Here is a 15,188-nt window from a genome sequence, read left to right as displayed (position 1 = left end):
TTAGGAAGGTTTCCTATCGATTATGCGCGCGCTGCCCGCCTTAGCGGCCCTGCTGCTGATCACGGCCTGCGGCCCGGCCCCGACCCAGGAGGCCCCGGTCAACGCCGAGGACGTGATGTTCGTGCAGATGATGGTGCCGCACCACCGGCAGGGCATCGAGATCGCCAAGGTGGGGGCGGAGCGCGCCACCACGCCGGAGCTCCGGACGCTGGTCGCGGCCATCGCCAGCACGCAGCAGAGCGAGGTCGAGCGGATGCTGCGCTGGCTGCACTCCTGGGACCAGCCGCTCTCGCCCCCGAGCGGCGCGCACGACCACCACGGAGGCATGCCCGAGACCGACGTCAAGCGGATCCAGGCGCTGCGGAAGTCCAAGAGCTTCGAGCACGACCTGCTCAACCTGCTCATCGCGCATCAGGATGACGCCGTGCAACTGGCCGCCGCCGAGGTGGCGGGCGGGGCCAACCCGGCCGTTCAGCAGTGGGCCGGGCAGGTGCGGACCTCCCGCAAGGGGCAGATCGACATCATGATGAAGCTGCTGAAGCGGTGAGGAAGCCCCGGAGGGCCCCGCTCGTAGCGGGCCTGGTCGACGTTCCAGGAGCCCACGTGGCCGCCGCCCTTCGTGCGTACGAGCGTCACCAGGTCCGGCCTGAGCTCCGCGAACCGCAGCGAGGGCTCGACGGGCACGCTGGTGTCGTCGTCGTCCACGAAGAGCAGGATCGGCTGCCTGAACTCCTTCGCGTGCCGCACGTGGTCGAGATCGTCGAGCGAGATCCCCGTACGCCGCTCCACCACGAACTTGCCCACCGAGGCCAGCCAGCCCGGCACCCCCCGCTGCCGCGCCCCCAGGTCGATGGGCGCGTTCCAGTCCATGACCGGGCTGTCCAGGATCAGGCCCTTGATCGGCTCGCCGGGTAACATCCTGGCCGCCATAGGGGCGATGCCCCGCCCATCGAGAACCCGTACAGCACCACCCCGGTCGCCCCCTGGCCGCGGGCGTAGGAGATGGCCGCGGCGACCTCGCGCCACTCGGTGGCGCCGAGGTGGAACGTGCCGTCCTCGAAGGCCACCACCTCCAGCGGGTACGATCCCCCGTGCGAGGGGTCGATCACCAGCCCGGAGTAATACCAGCCCGCGCCACCCAGCCCCACCAGCGCCAGGACCGCCAAGACGGCCGCGATCCACGCCAGCACACGTCTCATGACGAAATCATAGACGCCCACACGAATAAGTGATTAGATCACTTGATATGTCCGAGGTAACGCGGCCGACGCTGTCCGACGCTCTGACCGAGCGCATGCTGGAGCTCATCCGTACGGGAGGGCACCGGCCGGGCGACAGGCTGCCCTCGACCAGGGAGCTCTCCCAGCGTTTCGCCGTCACCACCCCGACACTGCGCGAGGCGCTGCGCAGGCTCGAGGCCACCGGGGCCATCGAGATGCGGCACGGCTCCGGCATCTACGTCGGAACCGACATCGAGCGGGTCGTCCTGCCCAACCCCAACATGCGCGAGATGCACGCCGCCCAGCTCCTGGAGCTGCTCGGCGCGCGGATCGTGATCGAGCCGCCGCTCGCCGCGATGGCTGCGCACAACGCGGACTCCGAGGAGCTGGCCCCGCTCAAGCGGGTGCTCGAAGAGGCGGGCAGGCACCTGCGCGGCCACGACGCCCTCCTGCACGACGCGAACATGTCCTTCCACCGGGCGACGGCCCGGCTGGCCGGCAACAGCGTGCTGCACGAGGTCGTCGACTCGCTGCTCACCGTCCACGGACCCGAGCAGCAGGAGATCCTGCAGATCTTCGACGACCGGCGCCGCGACTACGACGAGCACCTGGCGATCCTGGAGGCCATCGAAGCACGCGACGCGGCGCAGGCCGAGGAGCGCATGCGGGCCCACCTGGTGGACGTCAAGACGGTTATAGAGCACAGGTTGCAATCACCCCTGACGTAAGACCCCCTGAAGAAACAAGGAGGCCGGTCCATGTTCCGGTCACGTGTGGTCACGCTCGGCGTGGCGGCGCTCGTCCTGACCGCCTGCGGCGGAAACGGCGCCGAGACGCAGAAGAAGAGCGAGCTGACCCTGTACAACGACAAGGGCGCCTGGACGAAGTACTTCGACCAGATGGGCGCCCTGTCCAAGCAGAGCATCGGCCTGGGCATGAAGCCGACGGGATACACGGACTCGGCCCAATACCAGGCGTTCATCAAGGCGTCGTTCCGCACGAACGTCAAGCCTGACCTGTTCACCTGGCAGACCGGGGGGATGCTCGAAGAGATCGTCAAGCAGAAGCAGGTGGCCGACACCACGGACATCTGGCAGCAGGCGATCCAGGCCGGCGACCTGTCGAAGGACCTCGCGCCGTACTACACGATCGACGGCAAGCAGTACTGCGTGCCGATGAACGTCGCGTACTGGGGCATGTTCTACAACAAAAAGATCTTCGACAAGTACGGGCTCACCGCGCCGAAGACGTGGGACGACCTGGTCAAGGTGGCCGACACGCTGAAGAAGAACGGCGTCAAGGCCTTCTACCACACCAGCGTGCTGTTCTCCTTCGTCTGGTTCGAGCAGCTCATGGCCGGCTCCGACCCCGACCTGTACGACCGCCTGTCCACCGGCAAGGCCAAGTACACCGACCCGGGCGTGGTCCAGGTGATGGAGAAGTGGAAGTCCCTCATCGACGCCGGATATTTCATCAATCCTGGCGACAAAACGGACCCGGGTGACGTGCTGAAGAACGGCAAGGCGGCGATGGTCTCCTTCGGCACCTGGTTCAACACCAGCATGACCCAGCGCAACATGAAGGCCGGCGAGGACTACGACTTCTTCGCCATCCCCAACGTCAACCCCTCGCTGCCCAAGACCTCGATGATCTTCGAGAGCGGCCCGCTCTGCTCGCTGACCAAGGGCGCCGACCCCGCCGCCAACCAGAAGTACCTCAAGTGGTGGACCACGTCGGAGGCGCAGGAGAAGTGGGCGTCCAGCAGGGGAGACGTGAGCGCCAACCCCAAGGTGAGCATCTCTGACAAGGCGCTCGGCACCGTCACGAAGGACGCGGGCAGCGGCCAGTACCGCCTGGTCAACCGGTACTTCGAGGCCACCCCGCCGCCGGTCCTGACGGCCGCGCTGGACGGGTTCGGCAAGTTCGTGACGGAGCCCGGCAGCTACAAGGAGGTCCTGGAGACCATCCAGAAGGCCGCTGATGAGTACTGGAGCACCCATCAGTGAGCGAGGGAGCGCCGCCGCCTGGACTGAGGAGCGGCGGGAGCGAAGCGACCAGAGCGACGAGGGAAGGCGGCGGCTCCGGAGCGACCGAGCCCGCCTCCGCGGAGTGGAGGCCATGAACACGCGCGCACCTATACTCGGGCGGTTCGGGTTCGGCTATGTGGCGCCCGCGGTCCTGCTGGTGGCGGGGCTGCTTTACGCGCCGTTCCTGTGGACGGCCTACCTCAGCTTCACCCGCTATGACGGCCTGGAGCCGGCCCAGTGGATCGGCGCGCACAACTTCGGCAAGCTGCTCGACGACCCGGCCCTGCTCACCTCGATCCGCAACACGCTGCTCTGGGTCATCGGCACCATGGTGCTGCCCGTCGGGCTCGGCCTGCTGGTCGCGGTGCTGTCGTACGACATCAAGGGTGGCGTGTGGTTCCGGGTGCCGTTCCTGCTGCCGTACGCGCTGAGCGGCGCCGGCCTGGCCATGGTGTGGAGCCCGATCCTGTCGCACGACGGCATCGCCAACAAGCTGCTCGGCGTGGACACCGCGTTCCTGCAGGACGCGCCGGTCAACACGCTGGCGATGCTGCTGGTCTGGACGTGGCAGCAGCTCGGTGTCAACATGCTGCTGTTCGTGGTGGGGCTGCAGTCGATCCCGAAGGAGCCGATCGAGGCCGCCCGGCTCGACGGGGCCGGCGGGTGGCGGCTGTTCAGGTACGTCATCTGGCCGCTCATGAGGCCGCTGACGGCGGTCGTGGTCGGGCTCGCGCTGGTGGCCGGCCTGAAGACGTTCGACATCGTGTGGGTGCTGACGCAGGGCGGCCCGGGGCGCAACTCGGAGACGCTGGCGGTGACCATGTACAAGGAGACGTTCGTGGCCAGCGACTACGGCTACGGCTCGGCCGTGGCGGTGATGCTGACCGTCGTCACCGGGCTGGCGTCCTACCTCTATCTCAAGCGGCAGGTGTCCCAGTGATCCGGCGTGCCGTCCTGGTCGTGCTCGGGCTGGTCTGGCTCGGGCCGACGTACCTGCTGCTCGTGAACGCCGCGCGCCCGGCCGCCTCGTACGATCCGGGCCGGGCGTGGGCACCCTCGTCCGACTTCGCGCTGTTCGAGAACTTCGCGCGGGCGCTCGACAGCGCCAACCTGACGCAGAGCCTGGCCAGCACCGCGCTCTACGCCGTCGTCTCACCGCTGCTCGGCGTGCTCATCGGGGCGCTGGCCGGCTACACGATCGTGGTGCTGCGGCTCCGGCACGGGTTCTTCTGGTTCATCCTGATCTTCGGCGGCACGGTCTTCCCGTCGCAGATGCTGCTGGTGCCGCTGTTCGTCGGCTACAGCGACGCCGGCCTCTACGACAGCCGCCTCGGCATGATCCTCATCTACACGGCGATCAGCGTGCCGCTGGCCGCCTTCGTGCTGCGCAACTTCTACACTGGCGTAGCGTTCTCGATCTTCGAAGCGGCCAGGATGGACGGCGCCTCCACCTGGCGCATCTTCTGGGGCATATACCTGCCGATCTCGCTCAGCGCGCTGACGGCGGTGTTCATCCTGGAGTTCACCTTCGTCTGGAACGACCTCATCTTCGGTCTGACCCTGTCCCAGACCGAGGACGTGCGGCCGGTGATGACCGCCATCGCCGGCCTCATGACCGACGTGTACGCCGGGACGCCCGTGCCCGTCGGCCTGGCCGCGGGCCTCGTGGTCTCGCTGCCGACCGTCGTGCTGTTCCTCGCCACCCAGCGCCTCTTCGCAAGGGGCCTGTCTCTAGGGAGTGTTTGATGACGAGCCGGTTGCTCCAGCGGAGCCTGGGCAGTCCCGACTATGACGGGATCAGGCAGGCGCTGCGCGACGACACCTCGACACCGGTGATCAGCGTGCGCGGGCTGGAGGTTCGGGTCGCGGTGCTGCCGCTGTTCACCCATGACGGCCGGCAGGCGGTCAGGGTGTCGAGCACCGAGCCGCTGACCCACGTGCTGGTGGGCGTGGACAGCGCGTCGGGCAGCGACGTGACGCTGCTGGTGCCCGAGGTGGACGCGCCGCGCGCGTTCACGCTGGAGTGCCGCGACGACGCGGGGGTGGTCGGCACCGCGCAGGTCACGGTGACCCCGCAGCGCAAGTGGAGCGTGTTCGTCGTCCACCACTCGCACCTGGACATCGGCTACACCGACCCGCAGGGCACCGTGCTCCGCCACCACCTCGACTACCTGGACGCGGCGCTGCGGCTGGCCGAGGAGACCGCGTCCTGGCCGGACGACGCGAAGTTCCGGTGGTCGGTCGAGTCGTCGATGCCGGCGCTGAAGTGGCTGGCCGCGCGGCCGGCCGAGATGGTGGAGTCCTTCGCGCAGAAGGCCCGCGAGGGCGTGATCGAGGTGACCGCGCTGCCGTTCCAGCTCCACACGGAGGCGTGCTCGACCGAGGAGCTGCACCGCCAGCTCCGCTTCACCACCCAGCTGGAGCAGAAGTACGGCTTCGCCACCAAGTCCGCCATGCACACCGACGTGCCGGGCGCGGTCGTCGGCCTGGTGGACGCGCTGCACTCGCACGGCGTGCGTTACCTGGCCGCGGCGCACAACTGGGCCGGTCGCTCCGTGCCCTACCTGCACGGCGGCGACAAGCTGACCAGGCCGTTCCGCTGGCGGGCGCCGAGCGGCAACGAGATCATCGTGTGGTTCACGGACACGCCGCACGGCATGGCGTACATGGAGGGCAACACGGTCGGGCTGACCGACTCCTACGAGCTGGCCGACGACCTGCTGCCGCGTTACCTGTCGGCGCTGGCCACGCGCGGCTACCCGTACGGGCCGGGGACGTTCGGCTGGCAGGGGCCGGACGCGCCGAAGGAGCCGTACGAGCTGGACGTGCTGCACCTGCGGGTGCAGGGAGCGCACGCCGACAACGCGGGCCCGTCGATCGTGCCCGCGTCGATCGCGCGCCGGTGGAACGAGGAGTGGGCCTACCCGCGCCTGCGCTCGGCCGTGAACAGCGACTTCTTCGAGCACGTCGAGGAGCGCTACCACGACCGGCTGTCCGTGCACGAGGGCGACTGGACCGACTGGTGGGCCGACGGGCTCGGCTCGGGCGCGCGCCCGCTCGGCTACGTGCGCCGGGCGCAGTCGGCCCTGCGGGTCGCCGAGACGCTGCACACGCTGGCCGGGGTGGACGCGACCGAGCAGGTGGACGCGGCCTACGACAAGGTCGCCCTGTTCAACGAGCACACCTGGGGCGCGGCCAACCCGTGGGAGGACGCCGAGGAGGCGGGCGACTCGGGCGGCCTGCAGTGGACGCGCAAGTCGTCCGGCGCCTACGACGCCCAGGACGACGCGGCCGACCTGCTGCACGCCGCGGTCCGCAGGTTCGGCGCCGCGCTGTCGGAGGCGGGCACCGAGGGCGGCGCGCTGGCCTCGTTCGCCGTCTTCAACCCCGGCACCTGGACGCGGACCGACGTGGTCCGCGCGTTCCTGCCGAGGGACGTGGTGGGCGTGGACGTGCCGATCGCGCTGGTGGACTCGCGGACCGGGGAGACGCTTCCGCACCACGAGGAGCTGGTGCACCCGGACGACTGGCCGACCCGGCCCATCGGGCGGCACGTCCACGCGGTCGTCCCCGACGTGCCCGGCTACAGCTACGCCCGCCTCGACGTCGTGCCCGGCGTGAACCAGGCCCCCGAGCCGGTCGAGCTGGACCCGAGCGGGGTGATCGAGAACGAGTTCTACCGCGTGGCCTACGACGTCCGCGAGGGCTACGTCGGCTCGATCTTCGACAAGCGGGCCGGCCGCGAGCTGGTCAACGGCGACGCGGCGGCCGGCTTCGGCCAGTACGTCTACGATCAGTACGCCACCGCCCCGCATTTCAACCATTTGTCGGGACACGTCGGAGCGCACGACCGCACGCTCCTCGGTGACCGGGCCATCGGCAAGGGCGCCACGATCACCAAGGTCCAGCGCACGGCCGTGGGCGAGAAGCTGGTCGTCGAGCTGCACGGCAAGGGCGTCGACTGGATCCGCACGACGATCGAGCTGCACGCCGGCGTGCCCAGGGTCGACCTGACCTACCAGCTCGCCAAGCAGGGCACCCCCGCCAAGGAGGCCGTCTTCCTGGCCTTCCCGTTCGCCACCGGGCCGGCCACCGCCTGGGAGCTGACCGGCGGCGTCGGCGGTCCTGACGTGCCGCGCGTGCCGGGCTCGGCCGAGTACATGCTGCCGATCAGGCACTGGATCGCGTTCGAGGACCCCGAGCTGACCGTCGCCTGGGCCACGCTGGAAGCGCCGCTGGTGCAGCTCGGCACCATCCACATGCCGTACGCGCCGTTCCCGCCGACCCTCGACCAGGAGGACGGCACGGTCTATTCGTGGGCGCTCAACAACATCTGGGACACCAACTTCCCGGCCCAGCAGCAGGGCGAGACCACGTTCCGCTACGCCGTGACCTCGGAGGCCGGAGCCCAGGGGCGGCGGCTCGGCGCGGCGGCGGCCTCGGGGCTGACCGAGCCGTTCGTCGGCGCGCTCGTCACCGACAGCCCCGACGCCACCGAGACGTACGTGTCCGTCGACCACCCCGACGTGCTCGTCACGTCCCTCGGCCGGGCAGGTGAGGAGCGCGTGGTGCGGCTGCAGTCGCTGGCCGCCGAGCCGGTCGAGGTGACGGTCGGCCTGCCGGGCCTGCGCTCGGCCCGCGGGCTCGATGTCGTGGACGAGACGGTCAAGGTACGGCTGCCCGCCTGCGGGGTGGCCGTTGTTTGGGGGACGTGTTCGTGAAGATCGTTGACATCAGGGCCACGACGGTCGCGGTCCCGCTGGAGGCGCCGCTGCGGCACAGCAACGGCGCCCACTGGGGCCGGTTCGTGCGCACGATCGTCGAGGTCGAGGCCGACAACGGGCTGGTCGGGCTGGGCGAGATGGGCGGCGGGGGCGAGAGCGCGGAAGCGGCGTTCCGGGCGCTCGTGCCGTACCTGAAGGACCATGATCCCTTCCAGCTGGAGGCGCTGCGCTTCAAGATCGCCAACCCGACGGCCTCGCTCTACAACAACAGGACGCAGCTCCTGGCGGCCATCGAGTTCGCCTGCATCGACCTCATCGGGCAGCACCTGGGCGTTCCCGCGTACGACCTGCTCGGGGGGCGGATCCGCGACGCCGTGCCGTTCGCCTCGTACCTGTTCTTCCGGTACGCGGCCAAGGGATACGGCGAGATCCGCACGCCCGACCAGCTCGTCGAGCACACCAAGCAGCTCAAGGCCGACCACGGGTTCACCGTGCACAAGCTCAAGGGCGGCGTGTTCCCGCCGGACCACGAGCTGGAGTGCTACCGGGCGCTGGCCGAGGCGTTCCCCGACGACCGGCTCAGGTACGACCCGAACGCCGTGCTGTCGGTGGCCGAGGGGCTGCGCTTCGGCCGGGCCATCGAAGGGCTGAACAACGACTACCTGGAGGACCCGGTCTGGGGGCTCGAAGGGCTCAGGGCCATCCGCGAGCAGGTCAGGGTGCCGCTGGCGACGAACACCGTCGTCGTCAACTTCGAGCAGCTCGCCGCCAACGTCATGCGCAGGGCCGCCGACGTGGTGCTGCTGGACACGACGTTCTGGGGCGGCATCAGGCCGTGCGTGAAGGCGGCGGGGGTGTGCGAGACGTTCCAGCTCGGGGTGGCCGTGCACTCCTCGGGCGAGCTGGGCATCCAGCTGGCGACCATGCTGCACCTCGGCGCCGTGCTGCCGAACCTCACCTACGCCGCCGACGCGCACTACCACCAGCTCAGGGACGACGTGATCGAGGGCGGGAAGCTGGCGTACTCGGAGGGCGCCATCGCGGTGCCGTCCGGCCCCGGGCTGGGGGTGCGCCTGGATCCCGAGCGGGTCGCCCAGTACGCCGAGTTCTACCGGGAGACGGGCGGCTACCCGTACGACCGGGACCCCGGGCGGCCCGGCTGGTACGCCACTGTGCCGAACGAACGGTTCGCCGACCCCACCGTGTCCCTCGATATAGCTCCATAATTGGGCGATATGTCGGAAGAAACCCAGCCGGCCCCGCCGGCTGACAATCTCGTCACCACCTCGCACACGCTGCCGTCCGGGCAGGCGTACACCGCCACCACCGGCACCATGGTGCTGCGCGAGGAGGTGATCGACGACGGCAGGTTCGGGGGCCTGCGGCCCAAGGCCGAGATGTTCGTCACCTCGTACACGCTCGACGGGGCCGAGCCGCTGAGCCGGCCGGTCACGTTCGCGTTCAACGGCGGCCCGGGATCGTCGAGCGTGTGGCTGCACCTGGGCGTGCTCGGGCCGCGCCGGGTCGTGATGGGGGACGCGGGCGCGCTCCTGCCTCCCCCTTACGGGCTGGCCGACAACGAGGAGAGCCTGCTGAGCGTGAGCGACCTGGTCTTCATCGACCCGGTCTCGACGGGCTTCTCGCGGGCGGCCGAGGGTGAGAAGCCGGAGCCGTACCACGGCTTCACCGGCGACATCGAGTCCGTCGGGGAGATCATCCGGTTGTGGACCACCAGGAACGGGCGGTGGATGTCGCCGAAGTTCCTGGCGGGGGAGTCGTACGGGACGGTCAGGGCGGCCGGGCTGGCGGACCACCTGCAGTCGCGGTACGGCATGTACCTCAACGGCGTGATGCTGATCTCCTCGGTGCTCGACTTCATCACCGGGGATTTCAACCAGGGCAACGACCTGTCCTACGCCCTCTATTTGCCGACTTATGCCGCTATTGCGCACTATCACGGGCTGCACGGTGACCGGCCGCTGGCCGACGTGCTGCGCGAGGCCGAGGCGTACGCCGAGCGCGACTACCCGTGGGCGCTGGCCCGCGGCAACCGCCTCACCGGCGAGGAGCGCTCGGCCGCCGTCTCCACGGTCGCCGCGCTGACCGGGCTGAGCGAGGACTACGTCGACCGCGTGGACCTGCGGATCGAGCACATCAGGTTCTTCACCGAGGTGCTGCGCTCGCGCCGCCAGGTCGTCGGCCGCCTCGACGGCCGGTTCACCGGCTGGGACCCCGACTCGGGGCGCGAGCACTTCTCCGCCGACCCCAGCATGAACGCGATCATGGGCCCCTACAGCGCCGCGCTCAACCACTACCTGCGCGCCGAGCTGGGCTACGCCAACGACCTGCCGTACGAGGTGCTCACGTCGCGGGTGCACCCGTGGTCGTTCAAGGAGTTCGAGGGCGCCCACGTCGCGGTGGTCGACAAGCTGGCCGACGCGATGCGGGCCAACCCGCACCTGCGCGTGCACGTGGCCTGCGGCTACCACGACGGCGCGACGCCGTACTACGCCGCCGAGCACGCGTTCGCGCACCTGCCCGTGCCCGCGGAGCTGGCCGCCAACGTCGAGTTCAGGTACTACGAGGCCGGCCACATGATGTACGTCCACGAGCCGAGCAGGCTCCGGCAGTCAGCCGACCTGGCCGCCTTCGTGCTCGGTCAGCAGGGCTGAGGCCCGGGCCAGGCGCTGTTTGAGGTTGTCGCGGAGCGCGGCGAAGCGGTCGGGGTTGTCCCGGACGACCGCCCGCTGGAGCTCCGCGTCGGCCGTGAACCAGGCCGCCACCAGGCCCGACGACCACTTGCAGGTCGTGTCGGCGGTCGCGGTCTGCTTCTCGTCCTCGCTGACGGCAGGCTTGTCCAGGTCCCAGCGGCTGTCGGCGATGGCGGCCTCGGGAGCCGGGTAGGACTCGCCCGCCTCGCCCATGCACGTCTCCCAGCGCTTGGCGGCCGCCGTCACGGACGGATCCTTGGCGGCCTGCTCCAGCGTGAGCGAGTCCTGGAGGGCCAGCCACGGCCAGTCGGCCTTCGTCGAGCCCTTGTCCAGGGTGAGCGTGGCCCGGTCCAGGCAGCCGCGGTCGGCGGCGGTGCCGTACAGGCGGTGCCGGGCGGGTTTGGGGAGCTTGCCGGCCCAGGCGCCCGTGGTGTCGGGCGAGGGCGGCCGGGCGAGGTGATAGCCGTAGGTCTTGGCCGCCTCGATGTCGGCCACGCCGTAACGGCGGGAGTTGCCGGGGTCCACCGCGGCGAGGGCGGCGGCGTCCTCCGCGGGTGGGTCGATCGTGATGCCCTGCTTGCGCATGCACTGCACGACGAGTTGGTTGTGGGCGTTGCCCAGGACGGCCCGCTGCTCGGGAGTGGTCTTGTAGGCGTCGAACGGCAGCACCAGCTCCGACACCGAGGAGACGCCTTTCACCGGCGCTCGCGGCGCGGGCTCGTCGGCGGCGCAGGCCGTGACCGTGGTCAGCAGCAGTGCGCCCGCGAGGAGTCCGCGACAGCCGGTTTCCGGCGGCCAAGCCCGGAAACCGGCACTCCCGTTACTGCTCAGCGGCACCAGATGTCGAGCGCGCTGGCGCGGTTGTTGCCGATGGCGTTGTTCGCCAGGAAGCCGTCGTTCGAGTTGTGCATGAACGTGCTGTGGGCTCCCGTGTACCCCGGGTGCTGCCAGAGGGTGGCGCTGCAGCCGATGCGATTCCTGACAGAGCTGGTCTCGTTGTCCATGGTCTCCCAGGAGTTGCTGAAGTCCCAGTTCAGCCAGTTGTTGTCGGCGAAGTCCGAGTCATCCTCGATGAAGTCACGCCAGTGGTCGACCTGACCGCGGTTGTAGTCGAAGCTGGCGTACAGGCAGACTCGACCGCCGTAGCAGGTCGAGCGGGGGCTGGCCACCGCTGCGGTGGCCGGCACGACCGCGGTCAACAGCGCGGCCGCGGCGACGATGCCGGCGGCCTTTCTCGATAGCCTCACAGGTCTCTCCTCGGTGAGTCGTTTCGACCTCGTAACCTAGCGTGCAAGATCGAACACGAGCCGCTATGACTCGCCGCACGATCAAGGCTCCGCGCCCGGATCGGGTCGCGTGCCCGGCACGCCGAGGACCACTGGTATCAGTGGTACGACCTGCAAGTTCGTCGCGTTGACACAACACTTGCCAGCTTTGGTACGCCCCCAGGGGAACCTGTGGGCTATTCGGGAAGGGCGGCCGGATTCTGCGCGAGCAGGCCGCCGTCCACCCGGTGCTCGGCCCCGGTGATGAACGACGAGCGCGGCCCCGCCAGGAACGCCACCAGCTCGGCCACCTCCTCGGGCCGGCCCACCCGGCCCAGCGGGTGGGAGCGGCCCCACTGCGCGACCTGCTCCTCCTGCGACAGGTCGCCCCGCCACAGGTCCGCCGCCCAGCGCAGCATCGGGGTGTCCACCGAGCCCGGGCAGACCACGTTCACCCGGATGCCGTCGGCGGCGTGGTCGAGCGCCATGGCCCTGGTCAGGCCGTTGAGCGCGGCCTTGCTCGCGGTGTAGGCGGCCACCTGCGCCTGCGAGGAGAACGCCTGCACCGACGACATGATCACGATCGAGCCGCCGCCGCGGGCCCTCAGCTTGGGGACGGCCGCCTTGCAGGTGAGGTAGACGCCCTTGAGGTTGATGTCGAGCACCTCGTCCCAGACCTCCTCCGGGGTGTCCTCGACCGTGCCGTAGCGCTGCACGCCCGCGCAGGTGACGACGACGTCGAGCCCGCCGTACCTGGTCACGGCCAGGTCCACCAGGTCGCGCATGTCGTCGGCCCGGCGCACGTCGGCGACCACGCCGGTGACGCTCTCGGTATCAAGCGCCGCGTCCTTGTCCACCCCGCAGAACACCACGGAAGCCCCGCCGTCGGCCAGCCGGTCCACCACGGCCCGCCCGATGCCCATCGAACCGCCCGTGACCAGCGCGACCTTCCCGCTGAACTCGCTCATGCCAGAACCTCCGCGCGCAACCTCAACACCTTCGTCTCGTGCGGGCCCAGGACGAGGGCCGTGCCGTTGTCCACCGCGGCGGCCAGGCCGTCGGTCGGCATGCTGGAGAACGGTTCGAGCCCCAGCGTGTACGCCCGTCCCCACCAGGGGTAGCCGGTGGACGCGCCGAGCTCCTGCCACATCCACAGGTACGGCAGGAGAGTCGCATCCCACTCCACCCGCATACCGATATCCCCCGAAATTTCGTACCAACCCTCGTCGAAGCCTGTCAGGTAGACGATGTCGCTCGGCGACCCCGGCTCCTGCACCACGCTCAGGTCGGTCTCGCCGCCGCCGTCGGCCGGGACGACGGGCCACTCCCATGGCCCGCCCGCCCGGACCCGGCGGCCCGCCGGATTTATCGCGCTTTCGTGGGGGATCACCTTAACGCCTTCCGGCAGCCTGATCCGGGCGCCGGGACGCAGGAACGGCAGGCCGTACACGATGTGCTGCCCCCACATGGCGTGCAGCGGGAGCTCGGCCTCGTTGGTGGCCCGGCCCTCGATCTCCAGCGCCGCCGTGCCCGACCTGAGCCTGAAGACCTTCTCCATCCGGTACGGCAGCCGCCGCGTCCGTACGCTGAGCCGTACCGCGACCTCCTCCTCGGAGTCGGCCACGACCTCGCAGCGCCACGGCAGCCCGGAGACCTCCCCGTGCTGCGCCAGCCGCGCGCCCCGATACTCGCTGGGCGCGCCGCCGTTCGGGAAGACCTCCTGCCAGCCGCCCTCGTAGTGGTCGATGAACTGGGCGACGTCGTCGGCCGCGCCCTGGAGGTGGTCGTGCGGGTTGCGCAGGCCCTGCGGGGAGAGCCAGACGAAGTCCGTGTCGGTGGGCTTGTGCAGAAATTCCAGCACGTCGCCGCCTTTGTCCGGCAGGACGGTCACGCGCAGCCGCTCGTTCTCCAGCACGACCGCCCGCAGCCCGTCGATCGTGACGGGCCGTAGGCGGGCCGCCCAGTTACGCCTCACTGGAAGGTCACATCCAGGAATCTCGGCCGGTAGATGGTCACGTCCCGGTAGTGGTCGGTGTTCACGAAGCTGTTGACGTTATAGGAGATCACGAGACCGTTGCCCGCGACCTCGGGATGAGCGTGGGCGTTGTAGGTGAAGATGTTCCCCTTGGTCTCGGGGGTCGTGTAGACGTGCTGCTTGCCGGTGAACGGGCCGAACGGGGAGCACGAGGTGTAGGCCACGATGTTGGGGCTCAGCACTTCGGTCGTGTCATGCGTGATCAGGACATATCCGGATCCGACCTTGGTGACGCTGTACTCGTTCGCGACGCCGCTCATGACGCGCGCCGAGTCGGCCTCGTTCGGTGACCAGGTGCCGTCCGCCTTCAGGAACTCCCACGTGCCCAGCAGGCTCTGCCCGCTGACCCTGGCGACGTGCATGTACTTGGGGGAGCCGAGGTCCTCGACGCCGTACACGTAGGTGTATCCGCCGTCCTTGAGGATCGCGGAGGCCCACGCCACGCCGTGCCCGGACGGCAGGTCGGTGACGCTGACGGGCGCGTTCAGCCGGCCCGGGGCGAACCTGGCCACCACGTTCCGGTGCCAGCGCCAGTCCCACGCGCCGGTGCCGTAGCGCTCGTACTCCTGGTAGGTGACCTCCACGAGCCCGCCGGCCACCGTCGCGTCGCCGGCCCAGTACCAGTGGTTCTGGTCACGCGGAGGCATGACGGCGGTCGGCGCGGCGGCGGTGCCGTCGTGGATCGTGGACAGCTTGCCGTCGCGCTCGACGGCGAAGGAGTTGTTCAGGAAGACCGTGTCCCCGCCCTCCCCGACCACGGGCGGGCGCGAGCCGTCGGTGTTCACCCGGCCGAGGAACGTGTCGGAGAAGATCCACAGCTCCTTGCCGTTCGGCAGCTTGACCGAGTAGGTGCCGTCGGCGCCCGTCCAGTCGTCCAGCCGGCTGTTGTCATTGCCGTAGTTGGTGAAAAGGCTGGTCAGGCGGGCGTCGGTGGTGGTTGCCTTGACAGTCGGGCCACACGCGGCCTTCTGGGTGGCCGGCGACTGCTGTTGCTGGGCCACCGAGGGGACGGGTTTGGGCGGGGCGGCCCAGGCTTGCTGCGGTACGGCCGTCAGGCCGGCCAACGCGATGGCGAGGGGTGCTAAGGCGGAGCGGAATCGCGTCATCACTCGTCCTTGGGGAGGGAAGTTCCCTACAGTTCTAGTCATTAGATCACTTACTGTCTAGGGCCCTCTCACACTCGGCCGAATTGGATCGTTGGAGTTC

General features: G+C 69.5%; 15 protein-coding genes. 8 read left to right on the top strand and 7 right to left on the bottom strand.

Annotation, left to right across the window (positions count from 1 at the left end; all coding sequences use genetic code 11):
• Positions 1 to 22 precede the first annotated feature (22 nt).
• The gene (locus ACWDX9_RS01130; RefSeq protein WP_449947508.1) at positions 23 to 547 is read left to right on the top strand and encodes a DUF305 domain-containing protein; all 525 of its coding nucleotides are present in this window, start codon (positions 23 to 25) and stop codon (positions 545 to 547) included.
• On the opposite strand, the gene ACWDX9_RS01125 is transcribed toward ACWDX9_RS01130, so the two are convergent.
• Positions 472 to 918, bottom strand: coding sequence for a hypothetical protein (locus tag ACWDX9_RS01125; RefSeq protein WP_449947506.1), 447 nt, complete (start codon positions 916 to 918; stop codon positions 472 to 474). The two genes, ACWDX9_RS01130 and ACWDX9_RS01125, sit on opposite strands and share 76 nt — an antisense overlap.
• The gene (locus ACWDX9_RS01120; protein WP_449947503.1) at positions 888 to 1,199 is read right to left on the bottom strand and encodes a hypothetical protein; all 312 of its coding nucleotides are present in this window, start codon (positions 1,197 to 1,199) and stop codon (positions 888 to 890) included. The genes ACWDX9_RS01125 and ACWDX9_RS01120 overlap by 31 nt, the downstream gene beginning before the upstream one ends.
• A gap of 47 nt (positions 1,200 to 1,246) precedes the next feature.
• Here ACWDX9_RS01120 and ACWDX9_RS01115 point away from each other — a divergent pair, with 47 nt between their 5' ends.
• From ACWDX9_RS01115 to ACWDX9_RS01085, 7 genes are all read left to right on the top strand, one after another.
• A complete protein-coding gene (locus tag ACWDX9_RS01115; RefSeq protein ID WP_363977634.1) occupies positions 1,247 to 1,948 on the top strand; it encodes a FadR/GntR family transcriptional regulator in 702 nt (233 codons plus the stop codon).
• Positions 1,949 to 1,978: 30 nt separating this feature from the next.
• Positions 1,979 to 3,226, top strand: a complete 1,248-nt coding sequence (locus ACWDX9_RS01110) for an ABC transporter substrate-binding protein (protein ID WP_449947501.1) — start codon at positions 1,979 to 1,981, stop codon at positions 3,224 to 3,226.
• A 112-nt stretch (positions 3,227 to 3,338) separates the two neighbouring features.
• Positions 3,339 to 4,187 carry a carbohydrate ABC transporter permease gene (locus ACWDX9_RS01105; protein ID WP_449947498.1) on the top strand — a complete coding sequence of 283 codons (849 nt, stop codon included), beginning with the start codon at positions 3,339 to 3,341 and terminating at the stop codon, positions 4,185 to 4,187.
• Entirely contained in the window at positions 4,184 to 4,993 is an 810-nt protein-coding gene (locus ACWDX9_RS01100) for a carbohydrate ABC transporter permease (RefSeq protein WP_449947495.1), read from the top strand. Before ACWDX9_RS01105 ends, ACWDX9_RS01100 begins: the two co-directional genes overlap by 4 nt.
• A complete protein-coding gene (locus tag ACWDX9_RS01095) occupies positions 4,993 to 7,968 on the top strand; it encodes a glycoside hydrolase family 38 N-terminal domain-containing protein (RefSeq protein ID WP_449947493.1) in 2,976 nt (991 codons plus the stop codon). Before ACWDX9_RS01100 ends, ACWDX9_RS01095 begins: the two co-directional genes overlap by 1 nt.
• On the top strand, positions 7,965 to 9,197 hold the full coding sequence (locus ACWDX9_RS01090; protein ID WP_449947490.1) for an enolase C-terminal domain-like protein: 1,233 nt from the start codon (positions 7,965 to 7,967) through the stop codon (positions 9,195 to 9,197). Before ACWDX9_RS01095 ends, ACWDX9_RS01090 begins: the two co-directional genes overlap by 4 nt.
• A 9-nt stretch (positions 9,198 to 9,206) precedes the next feature.
• Complete coding sequence (locus ACWDX9_RS01085; protein ID WP_449947487.1) at positions 9,207 to 10,643, top strand: S10 family peptidase; 1,437 nt, start codon at positions 9,207 to 9,209, stop codon at positions 10,641 to 10,643.
• Here the strand turns inward: ACWDX9_RS01085 and ACWDX9_RS01080 are convergent.
• The 5 genes from ACWDX9_RS01080 to ACWDX9_RS01060 form a co-directional block, all read right to left on the bottom strand.
• Positions 10,602 to 11,381 (bottom strand): hypothetical protein, encoded by a 780-nt coding sequence (locus ACWDX9_RS01080; protein WP_449947484.1) that lies wholly within the window; start codon positions 11,379 to 11,381, stop codon positions 10,602 to 10,604. The two genes, ACWDX9_RS01085 and ACWDX9_RS01080, sit on opposite strands and share 42 nt — an antisense overlap.
• A 128-nt stretch (positions 11,382 to 11,509) precedes the next feature.
• Complete coding sequence (locus ACWDX9_RS01075; RefSeq protein WP_363977656.1) at positions 11,510 to 11,929, bottom strand: peptidase inhibitor family I36 protein; 420 nt, start codon at positions 11,927 to 11,929, stop codon at positions 11,510 to 11,512.
• 215 nt (positions 11,930 to 12,144) lie between these two features.
• Positions 12,145 to 12,915 carry an SDR family NAD(P)-dependent oxidoreductase gene (locus tag ACWDX9_RS01070; protein WP_364245533.1) on the bottom strand — a complete coding sequence of 257 codons (771 nt, stop codon included), beginning with the start codon at positions 12,913 to 12,915 and terminating at the stop codon, positions 12,145 to 12,147.
• Positions 12,912 to 13,922 (bottom strand): DUF4432 family protein, encoded by a 1,011-nt coding sequence (locus ACWDX9_RS01065; RefSeq protein ID WP_449947480.1) that lies wholly within the window; start codon positions 13,920 to 13,922, stop codon positions 12,912 to 12,914. Before ACWDX9_RS01065 ends, ACWDX9_RS01070 begins: the two co-directional genes overlap by 4 nt.
• Positions 13,919 to 15,088 (bottom strand): DUF4185 domain-containing protein, encoded by a 1,170-nt coding sequence (locus ACWDX9_RS01060; RefSeq protein ID WP_449947478.1) that lies wholly within the window; start codon positions 15,086 to 15,088, stop codon positions 13,919 to 13,921. The genes ACWDX9_RS01065 and ACWDX9_RS01060 overlap by 4 nt, the downstream gene beginning before the upstream one ends.
• Positions 15,089 to 15,188 lie beyond the last annotated feature (100 nt).

The organism is Nonomuraea sp. NPDC003201, assembly GCF_053590415.1.
The sequence above is the reverse complement of the archived record's forward strand: the minus strand, read 5'-3'. Positions and strand labels throughout refer to the sequence as shown.

Excerpts from the sequence above, each read along its gene's own strand:
- ACWDX9_RS01130 (WP_449947508.1), top strand. The coding sequence starts at position 23 with ATGCGCGCGCTGCCCGCCTTAGCGGCCCTGCTGCTGATCACGGCCTGC.
- ACWDX9_RS01125 (WP_449947506.1), bottom strand. The coding sequence starts at position 918 with ATGTTACCCGGCGAGCCGATCAAGGGCCTGATCCTGGACAGCCCGGTC.
- ACWDX9_RS01120 (WP_449947503.1), bottom strand. The coding sequence starts at position 1,199 with ATGAGACGTGTGCTGGCGTGGATCGCGGCCGTCTTGGCGGTCCTGGCG.
- ACWDX9_RS01115 (WP_363977634.1), top strand. The coding sequence starts at position 1,247 with ATGTCCGAGGTAACGCGGCCGACGCTGTCCGACGCTCTGACCGAGCGC.
- ACWDX9_RS01110 (WP_449947501.1), top strand. The coding sequence starts at position 1,979 with ATGTTCCGGTCACGTGTGGTCACGCTCGGCGTGGCGGCGCTCGTCCTG.
- ACWDX9_RS01105 (WP_449947498.1), top strand. The coding sequence starts at position 3,339 with ATGAACACGCGCGCACCTATACTCGGGCGGTTCGGGTTCGGCTATGTG.
- ACWDX9_RS01095 (WP_449947493.1), top strand. The coding sequence starts at position 4,993 with ATGACGAGCCGGTTGCTCCAGCGGAGCCTGGGCAGTCCCGACTATGAC.
- ACWDX9_RS01085 (WP_449947487.1), top strand. The coding sequence starts at position 9,207 with ATGTCGGAAGAAACCCAGCCGGCCCCGCCGGCTGACAATCTCGTCACC.
- ACWDX9_RS01070 (WP_364245533.1), bottom strand. The coding sequence starts at position 12,915 with ATGAGCGAGTTCAGCGGGAAGGTCGCGCTGGTCACGGGCGGTTCGATG.
- ACWDX9_RS01060 (WP_449947478.1), bottom strand. The coding sequence starts at position 15,088 with ATGACGCGATTCCGCTCCGCCTTAGCACCCCTCGCCATCGCGTTGGCC.